Genomic DNA, 3,726 nt, shown 5'->3' with positions numbered 1-3,726 from the left:
GAAAAAGGTGCCCACGCTGCACGGAAAGCAAGATGTGCTGCAGGAAGCTTACAGCATCGCCTTGAACGAGCAGGGCAGACGTGCGCTCGACAATCTGTCGGAAATCTATCGGCTCTTGCAGGAATATGGCGTTGCCGATGCCGTCTATTTTGATCTCGGCGTGATCCGCAGCTTGAATTATTACACAGGCATGGTCTTTGAGGCGTATGCCCCGGGGCTGGGCTATCCGATCTGCGGCGGCGGACGCTACGACCAGCTGCTCGCGGGATTCGGCAATGCCTGCCCTGCCACGGGCTTCGCGCTCGGCATCGAGCGTCTGCTCTTGGCGAAGGAGCGGCAGCGCCGCGAAAAGACTCTGCCCCAAAAGGACTGCTACATCGCCTATGCGCACGATCAGCTTCCCAAAGCCTTGCAGGAGGCAAAGCGGCTGCGGGCGCAGGGGAAGGTTGCTGAAATAGCATTTCAGGCGCAAACGGAGCAGATTGCCGATGCGTATAGAAAAAGCAAGGGCTATCAAGAGTTGATCTATCTTTCATGAAACAGAGAATTCTGCAATTTTTTCATGCGCTTACGGCGCGTTTGCGTGAACGTGACCATGCATTTGTCCGCCGCTTTCTGCGCGAAGAGGAGCGTGCGCTTTTCTATGCGATGGACGTCATCGATCAGCGTCATGCCGTTCATACGGCATATACGGCGCTGCAGCTGGCGCGTGCGGAAGACGGCATCGACGAAATTTTTCTCGTGCGCATCGCGCTTCTTCATGATGTGGGGCGCGTGCAAGGGGATCTCGGTCTCTGGGGCAAGGTCGGCGTCGTCCTTTTGCACCGTTTTTTACCGCAGCTTTCCCGCCGCTTTGCGGCTCTTTCGCGCGACGGGGCTTTCGGCTTTTGGCGTCATGCGCTCTATGTCTATGATCATCATGCGGAGATCGGCAGCGAGAAATTGCGGCTGCTGGGGTGCGGCAAAGAGGCTGCCGTCATACGCCTGCACCACAGTCCGCCCGCTTCATCCGATGCAGCGGAATTGCGTTTGCTGCGGCAGGCGGACAGCATGAATTAGGGAACCACTGATAAATTCAGCCGCCCATCTTCACACATCTACGCTGTCCTCTCGTCGTCGACAAATCCTCGACGTAGCTCTGCTACGCCTGCGGTTTGTCTCCTAGATAGGCACAGCGCATCTGTGCAAATCTGGGCAACTTCATTTTATCAGCGTTTCCCTAGTGATTTGAGGTGCAAGGAATGGATATAAACGGCAAGGAATACTTGACGATTGCTTTCCCGAAGGGTAAACTCTTCGGGCTTTCCAAGGAACTTTTTTCCCGCGTCGGCTATACGGCGGATGGCTTGGAAGAGAAGTCGCGCAAGCTCATCATCGCCAACGAGGAGAAGAAAATTCGCTTCATCGTCGCAAAGACGGCGGACGTGCCGGCGTACGTCGAGTACGGTGCGGCGGACATCGGCGTTATCGGCAAAGACGTTCTCGCAGAAGAGGAGAAAGACGTCTATGAGGTGCTTGACTTGGGCTTTGGCAAATGTCATCTGATGATGGCGGTGGACAAGGCTGAGAAGCGGGCAAAGCTCACGGACTATGCGCATACGCGTGTCGCGACGAAGTTTCCGCATATCGCCGAGCAGTTTTTTACGAAAAAGGGGATGCAGATGGAGTATATCAAGCTCAACGGTTCGATTGAGCTTGGCCCTCTGGTCGGGCTTTCCGAGAGCATCGTGGACATCGTGGAAACGGGCACGACGCTGAAGGAGAACAACCTTGAGGAGATCGCGCACATCATGGATGCGTCGGCGCGGCTTATTGTCAATCGCGTGAGCTATAAGCTGAAGTTTGATCGGATCTATCGTCTGGTCGAAGATTTGCGCGGCACACTGGAAAGCGGGGAGGCAAAACGATGAAGATTGTATCGGCGAAAGCGCTCGGAAAGGACGCGATTCGGAAGCTGTTGACGAAGCCGCCCTTCGACGAGGTGCAGCTCAGTCCTAAGATACGCGAGGCAAATAAGAAAATTTTCGGCACAGATCTCACGGCGGCAGAGGTCGCCCTGCGCATCGTCGAGGATGTGCGCCGTCATGGCGATGAAGCTGTCGTCAAGTATACGAAGCTCATTGACGGCACGGATTTTTCTCCCGAAGATTTTCAAGTATCGGAAGAGGAGTTTGCCGAAGCGGCAAAAGCCGCCGATCCTGCGATCGTCGCATCGCTGGAAAAAGCCGCGCGCAATGTACGCAGCTATCACGAGGAGCAAAAGGCGAGCTCGTGGCTGACATACCGCAAGAAAGGCTCGATTCTCGGGCAGTCGCTGATACCGCTCGACCGTGCGGGCATCTATGTGCCGGGCGGCACGGCGGCGTATCCGTCGTCCGTCTTGATGAACGCTGTGCCTGCCGCTGTCGCGGGTGTCGGCGAAATCCTCATGATGGTGCCGCCGAAAAACGGCAAGATCAATCCCTATGTGCTTCTTGCGGCGAAAATCGCGGGCGTATCGAAGATTTATAAGATCGGCGGTGCGCAGGCGATCGCCGCTATGGCTTACGGCACGCAGACGATTCCGCGCGTCGATAAGATCACAGGCCCCGGCAACATCTTCGTCACACTGGCGAAAAAGGCGGTTTACGGGCATTGTGACATCGATATGCTGGCAGGGCCGAGCGAGATCCTCATCGTCGCTGATGAAACGGCGGATCCCGCCTATACGGCAGCCGACATGCTCAGTCAAGCGGAGCATGACACCTTGGCATCGAGCATCCTCATCACGACGAGCGAAGCGCTCGCGCACGAGGTCGATGCCTTGGTGGATGAGCAGCTCAAGGGACTGCCGAGGGAGCAGATCGCCCGCGCGTCGATCGAGCAGAACGGTCTTATCGTCATCGCCGACCATATCATGGAGGCGATAGAGTATGCGAACATCTCCGCGCCGGAGCATCTGGAGCTTTTGACGAAGCAGCCGTTTGAACTCTTGCCTTATGTGCGCCATGCGGGCGCCGTCTTTCTCGGCGCGTACTCGCCCGAGCCGTTGGGCGACTACTTCGCAGGCCCCAACCATGTGCTGCCCACGGGCGGCACGGCGCGATTCTACTCCGTGCTCAACGTCGAAACCTTCATGAAACGCACGAGCATCATTTCTTATACGAAGGATGCTCTGCATGGGGTGGAGGCGGACATCATACGCCTTGCGGAAGCGGAGGGGCTGCACGCCCATGCCAATGCCGTGCGTCTGCGCAGCCAAGGGAGGAGCGATTGATATGCGGCAAGCCGAGATTCAGCGGAAGACAAACGAAACGGAGATCGCGCTTCGCATCGCTCTGGACGGCACGGGAAAATGCGCAGTCGCTACGGGGATCGGCTTCTTCGATCACATGATGACGCTTTTCGCCGTACACGGGCTTTTCGACTTGGAGATTCAGTGCCGTGGCGATCTTGCGGTGGACGGGCATCATTCCGTCGAGGACATCGGCATCGCCTTGGGGCAGGCGTTTCGCGACGCGCTCGGCGACAAGGCGGGCATCACGCGCTATGGCTCTTTCTATCTGCCGATGGATGAAGCGCTCGCCTTTGTATCGCTCGATCTTAGCGGCAGAGCGTATCTCGTCTACGACGGGGGCGAAATGACGCCCGTCGTCGGTAGCTACGATACGGAGCTGACGGAGGAATTTTTGCGCGCCTTTGCCTTTAACGCCGGCATCACGCTTCATGCCAAGGTGCTTTACGGCA

General features: G+C 57.1%; 5 protein-coding genes. All 5 read left to right on the top strand.

The window, feature by feature from the left end; translation table 11 throughout:
• A partial coding sequence (locus tag ACTTKG_RS09765; protein ID WP_442674010.1) for an ATP phosphoribosyltransferase regulatory subunit occupies positions 1–538 on the top strand: 538 nt, incomplete at its 5' end.
• The gene (locus ACTTKG_RS09760) at positions 535–1,059 is read left to right on the top strand and encodes a phosphohydrolase (RefSeq protein WP_442674009.1); all 525 of its coding nucleotides are present in this window, start codon (positions 535–537) and stop codon (positions 1,057–1,059) included. The genes ACTTKG_RS09765 and ACTTKG_RS09760, both read left to right, overlap by 4 nt.
• Before the next feature lie 182 nt (positions 1,060–1,241).
• Positions 1,242–1,910: an ATP phosphoribosyltransferase gene (hisG, locus tag ACTTKG_RS09755; RefSeq protein ID WP_442674008.1), complete on the top strand. Its 669-nt coding sequence runs from the start codon at positions 1,242–1,244 to the stop codon at positions 1,908–1,910.
• Positions 1,907–3,256, top strand: coding sequence for a histidinol dehydrogenase (gene hisD / locus ACTTKG_RS09750; RefSeq protein ID WP_442674007.1), 1,350 nt, complete (start codon positions 1,907–1,909; stop codon positions 3,254–3,256). The genes hisG and hisD overlap by 4 nt, the downstream gene beginning before the upstream one ends.
• 1 nt (position 3,257) lies before the next feature.
• On the top strand, positions 3,258–3,726 hold a 469-nt coding region (hisB, locus tag ACTTKG_RS09745; protein ID WP_442674006.1), incomplete at its 3' end, for an imidazoleglycerol-phosphate dehydratase HisB.

The sequence above is a fragment of the Selenomonas sp. genome, assembly GCF_052169755.1.
Lineage (GTDB): Bacteria > Bacillota > Negativicutes > Selenomonadales > Selenomonadaceae > Selenomonas.
Note: the sequence above shows the minus strand (reverse complement) of the source record. Positions and strands in the feature narration are given on the sequence as shown.